General features: G+C 62.7%; 16 protein-coding genes and 1 pseudogene. 4 read left to right on the forward strand and 13 right to left on the reverse strand.

Annotated features, from left to right (window positions below):
• Window position 1: 1 nt before the first annotated feature.
• The 7 genes and pseudogenes from trbL to trbB form a co-directional block, all read right to left on the reverse strand.
• Window positions 2-1,363, reverse strand: coding sequence for a P-type conjugative transfer protein TrbL (gene trbL / locus FJ414_RS17135; protein ID WP_140645552.1), 1,362 nt, complete (start codon window positions 1,361-1,363; stop codon window positions 2-4).
• Window positions 1,364-1,365: 2 nt separating this feature from the next.
• The gene (gene trbK-alt, locus FJ414_RS17140) at window positions 1,366-1,692 is read right to left on the reverse strand and encodes a putative entry exclusion protein TrbK-alt (RefSeq protein ID WP_140645553.1); all 327 of its coding nucleotides are present in this window, start codon (window positions 1,690-1,692) and stop codon (window positions 1,366-1,368) included.
• An 11-nt stretch (window positions 1,693-1,703) separates the two neighbouring features.
• On the reverse strand, window positions 1,704-2,462 hold the full coding sequence (gene trbJ / locus FJ414_RS17145) for a P-type conjugative transfer protein TrbJ (RefSeq protein ID WP_140645554.1): 759 nt from the start codon (window positions 2,460-2,462) through the stop codon (window positions 1,704-1,706).
• A pseudogene (trbE, locus tag FJ414_RS17150) lies at window positions 2,459-4,910 on the reverse strand (conjugal transfer protein TrbE). Before trbE ends, trbJ begins: the two are co-directional and overlap by 4 nt.
• Before the next feature lie 10 nt (window positions 4,911-4,920).
• Window positions 4,921-5,202 (reverse strand): VirB3 family type IV secretion system protein, encoded by a 282-nt coding sequence (locus tag FJ414_RS17155; RefSeq protein ID WP_140645555.1) that lies wholly within the window; start codon window positions 5,200-5,202, stop codon window positions 4,921-4,923.
• On the reverse strand, window positions 5,202-5,534 hold the full coding sequence (locus FJ414_RS17160) for a TrbC/VirB2 family protein (RefSeq protein ID WP_140645556.1): 333 nt from the start codon (window positions 5,532-5,534) through the stop codon (window positions 5,202-5,204). The genes FJ414_RS17155 and FJ414_RS17160 overlap by 1 nt, the downstream gene beginning before the upstream one ends.
• A complete protein-coding gene (gene trbB, locus FJ414_RS17165; RefSeq protein ID WP_140645557.1) occupies window positions 5,531-6,514 on the reverse strand; it encodes a P-type conjugative transfer ATPase TrbB in 984 nt (327 codons plus the stop codon). Before trbB ends, FJ414_RS17160 begins: the two co-directional genes overlap by 4 nt.
• A 429-nt stretch (window positions 6,515-6,943) precedes the next feature.
• On the opposite strand from trbB, the gene FJ414_RS17170 reads away from it, so the two are divergent.
• The 3 genes from FJ414_RS17170 to FJ414_RS17180 are packed head-to-tail and all read left to right on the forward strand — an operon-like array spanning window position 6,944 to window position 9,028.
• The gene (locus FJ414_RS17170) at window positions 6,944-7,603 is read left to right on the forward strand and encodes an amino acid ABC transporter permease (protein WP_140645558.1); all 660 of its coding nucleotides are present in this window, start codon (window positions 6,944-6,946) and stop codon (window positions 7,601-7,603) included.
• The gene (locus FJ414_RS17175) at window positions 7,593-8,252 is read left to right on the forward strand and encodes an ABC transporter permease subunit (protein ID WP_140645559.1); all 660 of its coding nucleotides are present in this window, start codon (window positions 7,593-7,595) and stop codon (window positions 8,250-8,252) included. The genes FJ414_RS17170 and FJ414_RS17175 overlap by 11 nt, the downstream gene beginning before the upstream one ends.
• A complete protein-coding gene (locus FJ414_RS17180; protein WP_140645560.1) occupies window positions 8,252-9,028 on the forward strand; it encodes an amino acid ABC transporter ATP-binding protein in 777 nt (258 codons plus the stop codon). The genes FJ414_RS17175 and FJ414_RS17180 overlap by 1 nt, the downstream gene beginning before the upstream one ends.
• Before the next feature lie 88 nt (window positions 9,029-9,116).
• Here FJ414_RS17180 and FJ414_RS17185 read toward each other — a convergent pair whose 3' ends face one another.
• The 4 genes from FJ414_RS17185 to FJ414_RS17200 all read right to left on the reverse strand — a co-directional run bounded on the left by FJ414_RS17185 (window position 9,117) and on the right by FJ414_RS17200 (window position 11,766).
• Window positions 9,117-9,815 carry a response regulator transcription factor gene (locus FJ414_RS17185; RefSeq protein ID WP_140645561.1) on the reverse strand — a complete coding sequence of 233 codons (699 nt, stop codon included), beginning with the start codon at window positions 9,813-9,815 and terminating at the stop codon, window positions 9,117-9,119.
• A 107-nt stretch (window positions 9,816-9,922) separates the two neighbouring features.
• Window positions 9,923-10,486, reverse strand: coding sequence for an acyl-homoserine-lactone synthase (locus FJ414_RS17190; protein ID WP_246672426.1), 564 nt, complete (start codon window positions 10,484-10,486; stop codon window positions 9,923-9,925).
• 118 nt (window positions 10,487-10,604) lie between these two features.
• Window positions 10,605-11,333, reverse strand: a complete 729-nt coding sequence (locus tag FJ414_RS17195) for a LuxR family transcriptional regulator (RefSeq protein WP_140645563.1) — start codon at window positions 11,331-11,333, stop codon at window positions 10,605-10,607.
• Window positions 11,334-11,499: 166 nt separating this feature from the next.
• Window positions 11,500-11,766, reverse strand: coding sequence for a helix-turn-helix transcriptional regulator (locus FJ414_RS17200; RefSeq protein ID WP_140645564.1), 267 nt, complete (start codon window positions 11,764-11,766; stop codon window positions 11,500-11,502).
• A 414-nt stretch (window positions 11,767-12,180) separates the two neighbouring features.
• Between FJ414_RS17200 and FJ414_RS17205 the strand changes: the two genes are divergently transcribed.
• Window positions 12,181-13,218, forward strand: a complete 1,038-nt coding sequence (locus tag FJ414_RS17205) for a threonine synthase (RefSeq protein WP_348640005.1) — start codon at window positions 12,181-12,183, stop codon at window positions 13,216-13,218.
• Here the strand turns inward: FJ414_RS17205 and FJ414_RS17210 are convergent.
• Both FJ414_RS17210 and FJ414_RS17215 read right to left on the reverse strand, forming a co-directional pair.
• Entirely contained in the window at window positions 13,213-14,286 is a 1,074-nt protein-coding gene (locus FJ414_RS17210; RefSeq protein WP_140645565.1) for a PLP-dependent cysteine synthase family protein, read from the reverse strand. The two genes, FJ414_RS17205 and FJ414_RS17210, sit on opposite strands and share 6 nt — an antisense overlap.
• Window positions 14,280-15,218 carry a kinase gene (locus tag FJ414_RS17215; RefSeq protein ID WP_140645566.1) on the reverse strand — a complete coding sequence of 313 codons (939 nt, stop codon included), beginning with the start codon at window positions 15,216-15,218 and terminating at the stop codon, window positions 14,280-14,282. Before FJ414_RS17215 ends, FJ414_RS17210 begins: the two co-directional genes overlap by 7 nt.
• Window positions 15,219-15,292: the final 74 nt, after the last annotated feature.

Raw genomic sequence — 15,292 nt, forward strand, 5'->3', positions numbered from 1 at the left:
TTCATTCGCCTTCAGAAAGAGAAATCGAGGCTCCGCCGCCATGGCTGTCACCGGCGCGCACCGCGTGGGCGGCGGTCTGGGCGCCGTGGGCGAGGCGCTGGGAGCGATGCAAGCGTCTGGCCCATTCGGGCTGTCCTTGAGTGCTGGATGGCTTGCCCACGCCGGACGCGGTTGGCGCAGCGGCGCCGCCAATCGTTCCCATGGTCGACGAGCCGCCGGTGATTTCAGCGGCCGAACCGACGCCAGAGGCAAAGTTCGACTTAAGAGCTTGATCGGTGTTTGCAGCGGCGCGCTTGAGTGGAGAGATTGCCGCTGAAGCGCCAGCGCGCGCAATGCCGCCCAAGCCGGAGGCGATGCTTGTCACGCCAGACTGGCCGGCGGCGCCAAGCATATAGGCGGCCGAACCGCCGCCAGCGAGTGAGGTCCCGCCACGCACGGTTGAGGCCGCCCCCGCGAATGCGGCTGTTCCGCCTCGCGTCGCGAGGCTGGCTGCTCCGTAGCCTGCAACGGCGATGCCACCCGCGGCCAGGCCAGTCCCGACGGCCGCACCGGCGCCAAGCTGCGGTCCACCCGCGACGAGGCCGTTGGCGATGCCGGGACCGAAGATGCCGAGACCAAGCAGCGACAGCGCTGCCAGCACGATCGCCATGGCCTGGTCGATGGTGGGGTTCTCGCCGCCGAAGCCTTGGGTGAATTCGCCGAAGAGCGTGGATCCGATGCCGATGACCACGGCAAGCACCAGAACCTTTATGCCGGACGAGATGACGTTGCCGAGCACGCGTTCGGCCATGAAGGCCGTCTTGCCGAAGAGCCCGAAGGGGATCAGCACGAAGCCGGCCAGCGTCGCCAGCTTGAACTCGATCAGCGTCACAAAGAGCTGCACCGCCAGGATGAAGAAGGCGAGCAGGACGAGCGCCCAGGCAAAGAGCAGGCAAGCGATCTGGATGAAGTTTTCAAAGAAGGAGACGTAGCCCATCAGACCGGAGATCGCCTCAAGCAATGGTCGTCCGGCGTCGAGGCCGGTTTGCGCCACCTTGCCTGGGTGCAGCAGATCCTGTGCCGAGAAGCCGGTTCCACTCGCCTTGAGACCAAGACCGGAGAAACTCTCGAAGATGATTTGGGCGAGGCTGTTCCAATTCGAAATCAGGTAGGCGAAGACACCGACAAAGAGCGTCTTCTTGACGAGCCGCGCGAGGATGTCGTCGTCGGCGCCCCAGCTCCAGAAGAGCGCGGCAAGCGTTACGTCAATAACGATTAGCGTGGTGGCGACGAAGGCGACCTCGCCGCCGAGCAGGCCGAAGCCGCTGTCGATATAACGGGTGAAGGTGGCCAGGAATTGGTCGATGACGCCGGTATTGCCCATGTCTACCGGGCCTCGTGCTGGCCAGCATCCGGCGACCGCGAAGTGGCCGGCTCGACGATCGAATTCCCCGACGGCTTTTCCAGACCGAGGAAGCGATCACGCTGTTCGGCCCACAGCCGCGCACATCCATCATCACGCAGGGCAGCCTCGCCGAGCGCCTGGCAGCGGCGCAGGCCATCGCGATGCGAATTCGGGACCGAGGCCGCCGATGTGTGCTGACCCTCCCCCACCGGTTTGTGTTCCTTCCGGCTCATCTCGAGCGCCGTCGCCGTCATGGCGACGGCGACCAAGACGACGGCCACGACGCGAGCGAGGGTTTTGCCGTCCATGGCGATCGACCTCAGCGGTTGAACATCTGGACCGAGCCGGCCTGGTAGCCGGAGCCAGGTGCCAGGAAGCGGCGGCGTTGCTCACGCCCCTGATCGACCGCGGCAGCACGCTCGGCCTCGGTCAGCGCCTGGGCGCGACCATTGGCGGCTACCAGGGCGGTCAAGTCCGCAAGCTGCTGGCCCTGAAGCGCAAGCAACTGATTGCTGGCTTGCGTCGCCTGCAGCGCACCGGTCGCCGACTGGCTAGCGCCGACCAGCGCCGACATCTGCGCGCGGCCGGTGTCGATGTTTCCGACGACGCCCGCCTGGACGCGCATTGCGTCCTGGAGAGCTCCCACTGTGTTTTGCCAGCGCGAGCGCGCGTCCGTGACGAGTTGCTGGTCGGAAGCAGAGAGCGAGACGCTGCTGTATTGCTGCTGAAATGCCTTGTCGACCTGCTGGACGTCGAAGGCGATGTTCTGTGCTTCGCCGAGAAGCTGTTGCGTGCGCTGCACCGACTGTTGCAGTTGCTGCAGCGAGGACAAAGGCAGGCTCGCCAGGTTGCGCGCCTGGTTGATCAGCATCTGGGCCTGGTTCTGAAGCGAGGTGATCTGGTTCGTGATCTGCTGCAGCGAGCGCGCAGCCGTTAGGACATTCTGGGAGTAGTTCGATGGATCAAACACGATCAAGGCATGCGCTGGCAAAGTCATCATCGGCGAGATCGCGATCGGCGCGGCGAGCGTCGCCGCGATCAGAAGAAGGACGCGCCGGCGGCTTTGACGAACAGTCATGGTTTGGAATCCTTTTCAGGTTCGGGAACGGAGAGGTTGGGAATGAGGTCGGCGGCCCACCCGACGTCGCGGGCACGCAGCCACGCCGACAGGAAGCCGTCGCGGCCATGCTCGGCGATGATGCTGCCGATCAGGGCCTGATCGCTCTTCGAGGACGCGGCGCAAAGCGCGAGCCCGACCTCGGACAGGCCGAGCTCGAAGAGACGATTGCCGCGACGGGACTGGCAGTAATAATCGCGCTTGGGTGTGGCCCGGGCCAGAATCTCGATCTGGCGGTCGTTCAGGCCGAAGCGGCGATAAATGGCGGTAATTTGCGGCTCAATCGCGCGTTCATTGGGCAACAGCAGCCTGGTTGGACAGCTTTCGATGATCGCCGGCGCGATAGCCGAATTGTCGATGTCGGAGAGTGACTGGGTGGCGAAGACGACGCTGGCATTCTTCTTGCGGAGCGTCTTCAGCCACTCGCGCAACTGCCCGGCGAACGCGTCATCATCGAGGGCAAGCCAGCCCTCATCGATGATGAGCAGTGTCGGACGACCGTCGAGCCGGTCGCCGATGCGATGAAACAGATAGGACAGGACGGCCGGCGCGGCCTGCGTGCCCACCAGACCTTCGATTTCGAACGCCTGCACGGATGCCTGGCCAAGGTGTTCGGCCTCTGCGTCGAGCAGCCGGCCGTTCGGGCCACCAACACAGTAGGGACGAAGCGCCTGTTTCAGGTCATTGGCTTGCAGAAGCACGCTGAGCCCGGTGATGGTGCGCTCCTCGACCGGAGCCGAGGCGAGCGAGGTCAGCGCCGCCCAGATATGCTCCTTTGCGTCCGGCGTGATCTGGATATCCTCGCGCGTCAGGATCGCGACGATCCAGTCAGCCGCCCAGGCGCGCTCGTACGTGTCATGAACGCGGGCGAGCGGCTGCAGCGAAACGGAAGCGTCCATGCCTTCGGTGAGATGACCCCCGAGATCGTGCCAGTCGCCGCCCATGGCGAGCGTCGCCGCGCGGATCGAGCCGCCGAAGTCGAAGGCGAAGACCTGAGCGTTGCGGTAGCGGCAGAATTGCAGCGCCATCAACGCCAGCAGCACCGACTTGCCGGCGCCGGTCGGGCCGACGACCAGCGTGTGACCGACGTCGCCGACATGAAGAACCAACCGGAACGGGGTCGAGCCTTCGGTCTTGCCGTAAAGCAAGGGAGGACTGACCAGATGCTCGTCCCGTTCCGGCCCCGCCCACACGGCAGAGAGGGGGGATCATGTGGGCGAGATTGAGCGTCGAGATAGGCGGCTGACGGACGTTGGCATAAGCATGCCCGGGTAACGAGCCGAGCCAGGCGTCGACGGCGTTGACGGTCTCGACGATCGCCGTGAAGTCGCGGCCCTGGATGATTTTCTCGACGAGCCGTAGTTTCTCGTCCGCGACGCGCGAATCGGAATCCCATATGGCGACGGTCGCGGTGACATAGGCCATGCCTGCCATGTCGGCGCCGAGCTCCTGCAACGCCGTGTCGGCGTCGGCCGCCTTGTTGGCGGCGTCGGTGTCGAGGAGTGCTGATGCCTCGTTGGTCATCACCTCCTTCAGGATCGAGGCGATGCTCTTGCGCTTGGCGAACCATTGCCGCCGTATCCTCGTCAAAAGGCGGACAGCGTCGACCTTGTCGAGCAGGATCGCGCGGGTCGACCAGCGGTACGGGAAGGCCAACTTATTGAGGTCATCAAGCAGGCCAGGTGTCGTGGCGGTCGGGAAGCCGACAATGGTAAGCACGCGAAGATGCTTGTCGCCAAGCCGCGGTTCGAGCCCACCGGCGAGCGGCTCGTCGGCCAGCAGCGCATCGAGATAGATTGGGGTCTCGGGGACGCGCACCGGATGGCGCTTGGTCGAGATGGTCGAATGCAGGTAGGTCAGCGTTTGGCCGTCATCGAGCCAGTGGCATTCAGGCATGAACCCGTCGAGCAGGGACAGCACGCGCTCGGTCCGGTCGACGAAAGCGCGGACGATTTCGCCCGGATCCGCGCCGGCCTGGTCGCGACCCTCATAAAGCCAGCCCTCGGCGCGCGTGGCGTCTTCGGGCGGCGGGAGGAACAGGAATGTGAGAAAGTAGCTCGATACGAAGTGAACCCCTTCCTCGTCGAAGTCGGCTTTGCGCTCAGCATCGAGCAGGCCGGAGCCCGCATTGGGAAACTGGCTCTCGGGATAAGAAGCCGCTTCGTGCCGCTGCGCTTCGACGAAGATGCTCCAGCCCGAGCCGAGACGACGAAAGGCATTGTTGATGCGCGATGCCACCGCGACAAGTTCCGCCGCTACGGCGGAGTCGAGATCGGGTCCGCGAAACCTCGCGGTGCGCTGAAAGCTGCCATCCTTGTTGAGCACGACCCCGGGGGCGACGAGTGCCGCCCAAGGCAGAAAGTCGGCAAGGCGAGCAGCAGTCCGGCGGTATTCGGCAAGGCTCATCATAGCGGCGCCCTCACACCGACAGATGCCCGGGCAGCCGCATGTGCCGGCGCCCGACTTCGAAAAAAAGCGGATCGCGCCTGGCAGCCCATGCCGCCGTAAAATGTCCGATTGCCCATATCAGAAGACCGGCCAGCCAGAGCCGCAGCCCAAGACCGACAGCGCCCGCCAGCGTGCCATTCAGGATCGCGATTGCGCGCGGCGCGCCCCCGAGCAGGATCTGCTCGGTCAGCGCCCGGTGCACGGGCACGGACCACCCCGGCACTGTGTCGAGCTGTTCGAAAGCGGTTGTCATCAGATCAACGCTCCGCCGCCGAACGAGAAGAACGAAAGGAAAAAGCTTGACGCCGCGAAGGCGATCGAAAGGCCGAAAACGATCTGGATCAGCCGCCTGAAGCCACCCGAACTGTCGCCGAAGGCCAGCGTCAGGCCGGTGACGATGATGATGATGACGGCGACGATCTTGGAAACCGGTCCTTCGATCGACTGCAGGATCTTCTCGAGCGGCTGTTCCCACGGCATCGAGGAGCCCGACGCAAAGGCGCCCGGCGCGACCATGAGGTTGAGGGCAATGGCGGAACTGGCCGCCGCCAGGCTGGCGTGGCAGCGCGAAGAAAGGCGGATCATGAAATTTCTCCTGTATTGATCGGTGTGGCTTCAGCAATGCGATAATCGCCATCGGGGCCCAAACCCTCGACCCTGACCAGTTCGATAAGCCGTCGCGCGGCGCCGCGTCCGGCGAGCACGGCGACAAGGCCGATCGTGTCCGCGATCAGCGCACGCGGGACAGTGACGACGGCCTCCTGGATCAGCTGTTCAAGTCGGCGCAGAGCGCCAATACCGGAGCCCGCATGAAGGGTGCCGATGCCACCGGGATGCCCGGTGCCCCATGCCTTTAAGAGGTCCAGCGCTTCGGCGCCGCGCACCTCGCCGATGGGAATGCGATCGGGCCGCAGGCGCAGCGAGGAACGAACCAGGTCGGAAAGCGTGGCGACGCCATCCTTGGTGCGCATCGCGACAAGGTTGGGCGCGGCGCACTGCAGCTCGCGGGTGTCCTCGATGATGACGACCCGGTCCATCCCTTTCGCCACTTCGGCGAGCAGCGCGTTGGTGAGGGTCGTCTTGCCCGTCGACGTGCCGCCGGCAACGAGGATGTTTGCGCGGCCGGCAACCGCGGCGCGCAACATAGCGGCGTGGGCAGAAGTCATGATGCCCGCCGCGACATAGTCATCGAGCGTGAACACGGCGACCGCGGGCTTGCGGATCGCGAAGGCCGGCGCGGCGACCACGGGCGGCAGCAGGCCTTCGAAACGCTCACCGGTTTGCGGCAACTCGGCCGAGACGCGCGGGGAACGGGAATGGACCTCGGCGCCGACATGATGGGCGACGAGGCGCACAATCCGCTCGCCGGCGGCAGGCGCGAGCATTTCCCCCGTATCGGCCAAACCTTCCGAAAGCCGATCCACCCAGATCCGGCCATCCGGGTTCAGCATGACCTCGACGATCGCGGGATCGTCCAGGAAGCGGGCGATGGCGGGTCCGAGCGCGGTGCGCAGCATACGCGAGCTGCGCGCGCGTCCTTCGGTATCGTTGTGCGAGATAGCCATCCTGTCCCCGTTGGATCGGGAACTCGTCGAGCAATTCCCGGTCGGGGATGAGCAAGAGAGGCCTGGAGCAGCCCGATTCAACAGCTTTCAACGGCCATCGTAGCGCAGCGAGCAAAAACCGGCGAACGGCGGCGCCGAGGTCAGGAAGCTTTGTGGCGGCGTTTCGCCGCGTTCCAAGATCGGCAGAATTATAAACTTTCGCAATGCTATGTACATGTTTATTGACACATGACTCTCACCGGGTTTATGAAAGGGCATCGATGACCTGGCCGAACGGGCGATCGTTCCTTTCACGGCGCGGAGGATTGTCATGCGGTTCGGATTGGAGGGCTCGGTTTCGCGGCGCCAAACAGGCTTTTCCAAATATGCTCGAGGCGCCACGACCGTCGCAACGCCGCGTCCCTTGACGGCAAAGGGCGGCGAAGCTTCATGAGCATGCTCGACATCTGGCTTGGGATCCTGCAAGGGCTGCGCATAACGGCAGCGGTCACAGCTTATGGCTTGGTCTTCGCAGTGCCCTTCGCGCTTATTTTCGGGGTCGCGCAGTTTCTGACCACCGGCTTGACGCGCTTTCTGGTCACGGCAGTAATCGAATTCTGGCGCAGTTCGGCGGTCGTCGTCCTGCTCTTCGTCTTTTACTACGTTCTGCCGGTCATGGGGGTCACTCTATCGGCAATGACCGTCAGTGCATTGGTGCTCGGCCTCAATAGCGGCGGCTACGCCAGCCAAGCGGTGCGGGCCGGGCTCCAATCTCTTCCTGCCGGCCAACGCGAGGCTGGCATGGCGCTTGGCCTCTCACGCCCGGCGATCCTGCTTCTGATCGAGCTGCCCCAGGCGTTGGTCGCCATGAGCCCCACATTCGTCAACAACCTCATTCAGCTCGTCAAGGCGACTTCCCTTGTCTCGTTGGTCACGTTGACGGACATGACCTTCCGCGCCAAGGAAATCGCGCAGACCGAGTACGACCCGGTCGCGATCTATTCGGCGCTGCTGCTAGCCTTCTTCGTCGTCTGTTATCCGATCGCGCTCGCCGGCCGCTGGCTCGAGGCGCGGGTCAGTCCCGAAAGAGGAACGCCTCGTGGGATTTAACTTCGGCTTCGCGCTCTCGACCATCCCGACCATTATCGGTGCGATCGGGGCCACCCTGCTCGCCACGGTCTTGAGTTGCCTTGGCGCTTCGGCGCTTGGCTTCACTTTCGAAATGATCCGCCGCGGCGGGGGTGCGCCTGGCCTCGCCGTGCGCTTCCTGATCGACTTCATCCGCTCGACGCCGGTTCTGGCCTGGCTCTATTTCCTGTATTTCGTCATGCCCTTCTACGGGATCCGGCTTGGCGCCATGACAGTGGGCATATTGGGGCTCAGCCTATACTACAGCGGTTATCTGGCCGAGGTGTTCAAGGCGGGCATCGACGCTATTCCGAGGGGCCAGCAGGAAGCAGCCAGAGCCTTGTCGCTCACGCGCCGCGACACGGTCATCTTCGTCATCGCACCCCAAATGCTGCGCAACATCGCCGCGCCCCTGGGCAACTACCTTGTTTCGATCCTTAAGGCGACGCCTTATCTTGCGATCCTGGCGGTGCCGGAAATGCTCGGGCGCGCCTTCGATATCGCTTCCGAAACCTATCGCTACGCTGAGCCGCTGACCGTCGCCGGCGTTCTGTTTCTCGCCCTGGCGCTGATGGTTTCTTATGGAGTGAAGCGCATCGAGAAGTTCCTGCTTGCGAGCGGGCGTCGCTGATGCTCGACCGGCGCGCGCTTCCGACCTCGAGGCATGAATCCCTCCCCCTCGTGCGGATCGACGGCCTCAACAAGTGGTTCGGTGCACTGCACGTTTTGAAAAACATAGATCTGACCTTACGGCCGGGTGCACGCGTCGTCGTTTGCGGACCGTCCGGGTCCGGCAAGTCGACATTGATTCGCTGCATCAACGGTCTTGAGCGTTTCCAAAAGGGGACGATAGAGTTTGAAGGGAGAAGTCTGGGAAAAAGCGATCGCGATGCCGCGACGGCGCGCCGGCTAACCGGCATGGTGTTCCAAAGCTTCAACCTCTTCCCTCACCTCACCGTGCTTGCCAACTGCACGCTGGCGCTGCGCCGGGTCCTCTTGAAATCGGCGCACGAGGCCGAAGAGATCGCCATGCGGCATCTGACGGCCGTGCACATCCCCGAAAAGGCGCGGGCCTATCCGGCCCAGCTGTCGGGCGGTCAACAACAGCGAGCGGCGATCGCGCGCGCGCTCTGCCTCGATCCCCGCATCATGCTGTTCGATGAACCCACCTCGGCGCTCGACCCGGAAATGATCAAGGAAGTGCTCGACGTCATGATCGCGCTCGCGAACACCGGCGTGACCATGGTTTGCGTGACGCATGAAATGGGCTTTGCACGCGAAGTCGCCGATGAGATCATTTTCATGGACGAAGGCAGCATCGTCGAGCATGCCTCTTCCAACGACTTTTTCTCTAGAGCCGCTCACCCGCGCACGCGGCTGTTCCTGGATACTATCCTGAACCATTGAGAACAGATTGCGTATGCACCGGCGTGCCGGCAATGGACGTGCACGAACGCCAACAGGGCGATCGGCAGGTGCGGAATCGCCGAGCAGGTTACCAGTCCGGCGCGAACGCGTAGCCGGCCGAGCGGACGGTCCGGATCACATCGCTTCCCACGCATGCCCGAAGCCTTTTGCGCAACCTGGCAATATGAACGTCAACACCCCGTATATCGGTTGCGGCGGCGTGTTCAGGCCATGCGGTCGCGACCAGTTCCTCCCGGCTGAAGACCTTGCCAGGTTGCGCCAGAAGGCTGCGCAAAAGCTTGAACTCGATCGGCGGCATAACGATCTCTTTTTGCTTGAAGAATGTCCGGTGGGTCTGTCGCTCCAGCCGGAAATCGCCCTGCACCAGATCGCCTGTCTTGGTTTCGCGCGAAAGCTTCGCGACACCTGCTTTGCCATGCAGCCAGGTCAGAAGCTGCTCGGGCGCAAACGGCCGCGAAAATATCTCGTCGACGCCAGCCTTGATAAGGTCCAGGTGCAGTTTGCCGGAACGAGGCGCGACGAGACCTGCAAGAGGCGTTGCTCTTGTCGCTTCGGACGACTTCAGCGACAGGCATTGCTTGGCGATTGCGCGGTCGCCCGGATGACAGTCCAGGATAACGGCAAGCGGCGTTTCGGCCACGATGGCAGGCGCAATCTCCTTGTCTGCCGTGATCAGGCGGGTTTCGAAGCCGGCGACTGAAAGGATGTGCCCGAAAACCAGAAAGAAATCCGGGTCCTTCGAAGAGATCAGGACCAGCGGCGTCATGAGTCCATCAACCGAATTCGGTGCATCATAGGGCTGACTACCGCGCAAATGGGCGGGATGACAATATGCCCTGGCGTGCGAACCTTCAGCTGCCGGTGGCAATCAGCCTAGATTTTATCCGCAAGTATGACGCCGCTGATGCCGTAAGCGCGGCGCGTCTGCTCAATGGCCTCAGGCGTGACATCGATCAGCAGCGCGATGATGTCTCCATCCGGATGCTTGAGAGCGTTGCCGAGTTCGAAAAGCGACCAGCCGAGCGCGCGCAGGCGTTTCGGCCAGAATGTCTCGCACACCACGCTGATCTGTCGAATCCCCAGACTTTGCGCCGTCTCAAGAAGACCGCACAGAACAAAGCCGGCGATCGGCGACGACGCTCCGTGCGTGCGAAGCGATGGGACGACAAAAAACCGCGTCCATTCGAAAATTTCAGCCGCTCTCGGAGGCGTGCCGCCGGCGAGAACCGGAAAGACCTCGCTCATCAGATGCGGCTGCAGCGTCGGAACAAGACGGGAGCCGCCGACGATCTTGCCGTTGGTATCGAGCGCCAGAACATAAAGCGCATGCTCGTTGTCGAAGGCGTCGATCTCGATGTTGATGGGGCGGGCGACGGCGCGCCATCGTCTATGCTTGACGTAAATGTCGTACCGGATGCGAAAATAGCGCTCCAGCACTTTTCTATACTGCTTCCTGTTTTCCCAGGTGACCAGATGAATACCGACCATGTCGCCTCCAAAAGTGGAGGTCGTAGGAAAACGCGCTTCGTGCCCGTATAATGGTATTCAGGTATTGCTAAATCTGGATTTCCTGTCGTCGCAGAGCCTTGACGATGGCGTGGGACACGTTGATGGCGTCGAGCTTTCCTCGAATGTTGCGTTGATGGCTCTCGACCGTGTTTCGGGTGACGCCGAGGATGCAGGCGATGTCTTCCGTGGATTTGCCTTGTGCGCTCCACTCCAGAAGTTCGCGCTCGCGCGCCGTCAACGGCGTGGGCTGATCTCCCCCGCCAGGTGTTCCTAACGCTGAAAGGCTTCGGAACGTATGTACGCACAGCGTCTCGATGAAGGGCATGGCGCTCGGCGGTAATTCAATCCGGTCACTCGCGGCGGTGACGACGCCGGGACCTGACAGCGGGACGTGTACCGGGACGCAGATGCCTTGTTTCATCCCGAACTCCGCCGCCTCGTCCATCACCAATCTTGCGCGTTTAAACAGTCTTGCGGCTGGAAGGTCGCCCCACAGAAAGGGCTGTGGCGAGTGCCGGCACTGCGCAACGCAAGGATCATGCAAGAAATGATCCTCCGAGACATATCGAAGATACCATTCGGGAGGCCAGCCGTCGCCCAGGATCTCGCGTTGCCAGTCCGCGTCGTGCGGCACCGGCAGGCCGGTGATCAGAAAATTGCGCAATCCATACCGCCCCATGACGGAGCGAAACTCCTGGATGATTGCATCAGTCGACCGCGCAGCGTCGATCCTTGAGATTGCTGCGTAAAGGTCAGCAACACCTTCGCTCTCCATTGGCAGACCTCGACAAAAGCCAAGCCGCACGCCGCGGCACAACTTATGCGCGTCTCCACGATCTTCAATGGGACCTAGAGCGAATGTACACTGCAGGAGTCAATTAGACGGCTTAAAGTCGAGAAACGTGGAATTGTGCTCAATATCTCGAAGAACACGTGAGCCTTCATTCTGTCGACTTCGCAGCCCCTTGTTTCGTCACACGCACAGCTCGCCGATTCGATGGAACGGCCGCGATCAACTCTTGCGGCTCGACATCCAAGGCCTTCGCCAGGATCTCGACTGTATCCAGGGTGGCGTTGCGCCGACCGGCCTCCACGCTGCTGATATAGGCTCGCGTGCGGCCCGAAACGAAAGACAACTGCTCCTGAGAGAGTTTTCTTTCTCTCCGAAGCCGCTGCACGTTCAGACCAAAAACGCCGCGAAGTTTCATCAACCAACGGATGCTACGACGCGCACTATGGTGCGACACACTATAGTGCACAGCGGTGCTGTTGGCTGTTTGAAACAACCAGCGAATTCATCGTTTCCTGACACAGGAATAGCCATGCCGAGCCGGCCGTTTCGTGACCTCGCGCACAACATATCCGTGCATTCCTCAGGCGAGATTAGCCGACCCAGAACGGAAGAAAGCCGGGTACTGGAATTCGTCTGCATCCGATGCGATGCCTCCTACCCCGCCGATATCACCATCGACTCCAAAGGGTGCGCGCGGTGTCAGGAAACCGCACCCGCAAATCTTCGGCCGGTTTATGCGGATCCTCCCCCTCATCCCTTGGACGGCGCCACCCCCTCGCGCTCGCTATGGCGTTTTGCGCATAGTCTGCCTTGCACAGCCGCGGATGCAGTGAGCCTTGGCGAGGGTTTGACACCGTTGCTTGCGGCGCCACGCATCGGCGCGTTCCTCGGTGTGCCCAACCTCGCAATCAAGGACGAAGGCCGAAACCCGACGTGGTCGCATAAGGACCGCTTTTCGACGGTCGCGGTCAGCGTGGCGCGCGCACGTGGCGCGAAGATCGTCGCGACCGCCTCCTCCGGCAACGCCGGCGCTTCGTTGGCGGCCTACGCTTCCAGAGCCGGGCTGAAGTGCGTTGTCACGACTTTCGCCGGGTCGGCCGGCGCGATGCTGGCGCAGATCCGAAAATATGGCGCGACGGTGCTGCCCTTGGTCAACAAAATGGACCGATGGTCCGTGCTGGAACAGGCGGCTGCCCGCTATGACTGGTTCATCGCCTCGCCCTATCACGGTCCGGTCGTCGGCAGCCATCCACTCGGCATCGAGGGCTACAAGACGATTGCCTACGAGATCGTCGAGCAATCGGATGGCACGGCGCCAGACTGGTGCGTCCTGCCGGTCTGCTATGGCGATGCATTGTCGGGCGTGTGGGCGGGCTTTTGCGAGTTGTACGCGCAAGGGACGATCACGCAGCTGCCCCGTCTCGTCGCCGCGGAGGTGCACGGGTCATTGGCGGACGCGCTTGCCAGCGGCGCCGATGCCTTGAGTGAACGCAAAATGCTCTTCGACAGCCTCGCCGTATCGATCGGCACGCCGCGCAGCACCTTTCAGGCTCTGAAGGCTCTGCGCGAATCCGGCGGACACGCCGTCCCCGTCGACAATCACTGCCTGATCGCGATGCAGGAACGTCTTGCGCAGGACGAAGGGATCTTTGCCGAACTGGCGTCTGTCACGCCGCTGATCGCCATATCGACGTTGAAGAATCAAGGTATCATCGCAGCCACAGACCGCGTCGTGGCCGTTGTGACCGCCAGCGGTCTCAAGGACCTCGATCGGTCCACTGGATCGAACGAACACGATCAGATCTTCCAGACGACGGAAGACGCCTGGCGCTGGCTCGACAAAAGCGGGCTGGATCTCGTTTCATAGATTCTCCACCGCACCAATAGCCGATGGCACCTCACTTGCTGTCTGCGTTTTCAGCACATCGTCGAGACTACGGCGCAGCCAAAGAAAGCGCGTCCATTGCGCCTCTGCGGCCGGTGCGATTGTCGTCAGCGTCCTCGGCTCGGACAAGTCCTTGCAGGGCCAGCCAGGCAGGGTCGAAAGCCAGTCGTCATTGTAGACAGTCTCGGCATGGCGATGGCCTTCGTCAGGCATGATGACCGCTACTTGCGCGTCCGGCAGGGTCGTTGCAACCCATTGCGCCACCAACGCGGCGGCGCCGCTGGTCGGCCCCATGAATATACCGTGCTCGCGCAGCAAACGGTGCGCGCTCAGATACGCCGGATAGGCGCCAACCCAATGGATCTCGTCGACAAGCTCATGCCTGACGTTTTTCGGCAGAACGCTGTTGCCCAAGCCCCGCAGCATGCGTTTGCCGACGGGCTGCCCGAACAGAATGCTGCGATGGGTGTCGACGGCAAACACCGTCAGATGGGGAAAGACCGTTCGCAGAAAGGACGCGGTGCCGCATAGCGAACCGCCAGTGCCGACGCAGCCGACCAGGCAGTCAACCCTGCCCACCGCCCGGATGAACAGTTCAGCCAGCCGCGCATAGGCCAGCCAATTTCCCGGACTGTCGTATTGGCGGGTCCAGAAGCCGTCCGGCTCCTTGGCCAGGATTTCCTGCAGGCGCTCAAGCCGGCCAGGCTGATTGCCGTCACCACGCGGATCGTCAAGTGCAATGACCGTGGCGCCGATGCGCTCCAGCCGGGCTTTGTATTTGGCATCGATAAGCGTTGAAGCGGTGACGAGGGTAAGGCGATAGTCACGCGCCGCCGCGAGCAGCGCCACCGCCATGCCGAAGGTGCCGGACGTCGTCTCGACAATGTGGGACCCCGCCTTCAGTTCGCCATTCGACGCTGCCCTATCCAGGATGTAGCGGGCCGGCATCAGCTTCATCAATGGAAAAGCCGCCGCCACCAAATTTGGCGCCAGGCGAGCAAGGCGTGGGGTCTCAAGATCCCTGAAATAGTCAACTGCGAGGGTCACCATGTCCAGCCCTCCGCATTGACCAGATGGACCTCGACTTCCTTGAAGCCGGCGCGCCTTATCTGTTGCGCGACCAAAGCTGCCCGTCGCTTCAGATTCAATGCGAAAAGATCGAAAATCAGACCAAACAACGAGCCGCTATGGGCGACTTGCACCCCGCACGCTCCAGCCCGCCTGGCGATTTCGGCGATCTCGTCGAAACCCTCTTTCGGCAAGTGCCGTTGACTGATCAAGGCGCTGGCCGAGGCGGCACGTCCAAGAAGATTCGGATCCTGAAGGTAGACCGCCCGCGCCACCAGCGCCCGAAGCACGCCGAATTCCTGGATTTCGGCGCTGTCGTAACGCGCCGGCGGCAGCTGCAATGTGTCGACCGGGACGCCGCCACTCGCCTTGAACCCGACCAGTAGCAGCGGCGGCAGCGAGCCGCCGAAATTCTCGATCACCGTGCCCTCGCGTTGCGCGAACAGGACCGCATGCTCATTGAATGCGATCGCGTCGCTGGCGCGCTCGGCGGCAACGGCGAGACGCCCGATGCTCGAGGGGCGCAACTGGACCTTGTGGGCCGCGGCTACAGCGCGAATGGAAGCGACGACGTCCGCGGTCGATGAGCCGTAGCCGTGCCCCACGGGAATCGAGCTTTGAAGTGTCAGCACGCCACCGCCGGTTACCTTCAAGAAATCGAGCGTGAGCCGCGCGGCTGACGACGCCTTGACCTTATGATCAGGGTGGACAATGACCGCATCGCCGTCGGTTCTGGCAAAGGTGGCCTCGGACCTCAAACCGGCGACCGGCAGCGTGACGAGCCCGCGATGAAGGCGCCCGCCATCATCCTTGAAGACGCCCTGGATGAGTTCGCCGTGATGCGCTATCGCCGCTCCCGTCCCGATCGAAGACCGCAGCGTTTCACGGCTCATAAAATCGCCGGCGCCAGCCATTTTCAGTTCTCCCCCACGCTCTCTCGCAGCGGAGGAGGATGGCGCCGACGGCTGACACCCGCCCTCAAGGAATT

The sequence above is a fragment of the Mesorhizobium sp. B3-1-6 genome (genome assembly GCF_006439555.1).
GTDB lineage: Bacteria > Pseudomonadota > Alphaproteobacteria > Rhizobiales > Rhizobiaceae > Mesorhizobium.